Annotated in this window: 3 protein-coding genes; 1 reads left to right on the forward strand and 2 read right to left on the reverse strand. The window is 60.0% G+C overall.

Going from position 1 to position 1,306, the window contains the following annotated elements; genetic code table 11:
- Window positions 1-16 precede the first annotated feature (16 nt).
- Window positions 17-505 carry an HIT family protein gene (locus HX869_RS30610; protein WP_102368849.1) on the reverse strand — a complete coding sequence of 163 codons (489 nt, stop codon included), beginning with the start codon at window positions 503-505 and terminating at the stop codon, window positions 17-19.
- 141 nt (window positions 506-646) lie between these two features.
- Between HX869_RS30610 and HX869_RS30615 the strand changes: the two genes are divergently transcribed.
- Entirely contained in the window at window positions 647-976 is a 330-nt protein-coding gene (locus tag HX869_RS30615; RefSeq protein ID WP_087692424.1) for a DHCW motif cupin fold protein, read from the forward strand.
- A 14-nt stretch (window positions 977-990) separates the two neighbouring features.
- Here HX869_RS30615 and HX869_RS30620 read toward each other — a convergent pair.
- On the reverse strand, window positions 991-1,306 hold a 316-nt coding region (locus HX869_RS30620; protein ID WP_256736809.1), incomplete at its 5' end, for a LysR substrate-binding domain-containing protein.

Consider the following 1,306-nt stretch of genomic DNA (forward strand, 5'->3'; position numbering starts at 1 on the left):
GCTCCCTCGCCACAGGTCATGTGTCGTCCTGGGTATTGAACTCCGTACGCAAACACCTGATCACCTCGCTCACCGAAGCTCCTTGAACCACCGGCGGCGTAGGGCTCTCACCAAACTCCCGCCAGATAAAAAGCGTCAGCTCCGCACCGTCGGTAGCCTTCTGCTGCGTCCCGAAATCCTGCAACACCCGATAGCGCTCATCCTGCCAGAACAGCGCTTCAACCCATCCATACACCGGTATGAAATGAAAGTGCAGCGGGAAGCCCGGCATATGCCCGAACCGGCTGATGTAAAGCCACTTGGGCTTCAACTGAGCCTCCATGACCCGCTGGGTTTTGGCCAGCAACCCACCCAGCTCCGCGAGCGCCGCATCGGGCATCTCGGCCAGTGAGTCAACCGGCGCCTTGGCACCCAGCATCAGGTAGCCCGGCAGTGCGGATGACAGGTGATGATTGAGCAGCCAGTGCTCGGTCTCATGCACAACAAAGGATGGATCGATCTTCATCGACGGGCTTCCATGCGAAGAGGCTTGGCAGGATACCAAGAGTCATCGCCCTGTATCCCGCAAATGCAGCGGATCTGTCTCTATCGCGGCATTCACCTTATAGATACGGTTCATCCATACCTATTCAATGCCGAGAAAACCATGGACCTGACCGCAATCCCCTTTGGCACCACCGACTGGTCGACCCTCGAGCCGGTGATGCATCCCGGCGAAACCGGCAGTGCGTATTGGCGCACTTGCCAGTTCGGTTCAACCCGCGTGCGCATGGTCGAATACAGCGCCGGTTACCTGGCGGATCACTGGTGTTGGCGCGGGCATATCCTGCTGTGCCTGGAAGGTGAGCTGCACACCGAGCTGGAGGATGGCCGGCAGTTCACGCTGACTGCCGGGATGAGTTATCAGGTGGGCAATGACATGGAGGGGCATCGTTCCTCCACTGCCATTGGCGCAAAGTTATTTGTGGTCGATTGACGTTCCATCGCCCTTCAACCCTTGCGATAAACCCCCGCCAACTCCCGCGCCAGCCCAATGAAATTCTGCAACGGCGTCGACGGATTGAACGCGCGCCGCACCAGGGTGATCGGTGCCAGCAACCTTGGCCGTGCATCGCTGATCCGGCAGTACACCACGCTTTCGCGATGCACGTCGCGCATCGACGCCGGCACCACCGAGATGCCTTCGCCTGCGGCCACCAGGCTGACGTTGGTCAGCATGCGCTCCACTTCAAAGGCAATCTTCGGCTCGAAGCCGGCGTTCTGGCAGGCCTTGATCAGGTTGGCGTACATCCCCGGCGCGCCGGGG

The sequence above is a fragment of the Pseudomonas sp. P7779 genome, assembly GCF_013386315.1.
GTDB lineage: Bacteria > Pseudomonadota > Gammaproteobacteria > Pseudomonadales > Pseudomonadaceae > Aquipseudomonas.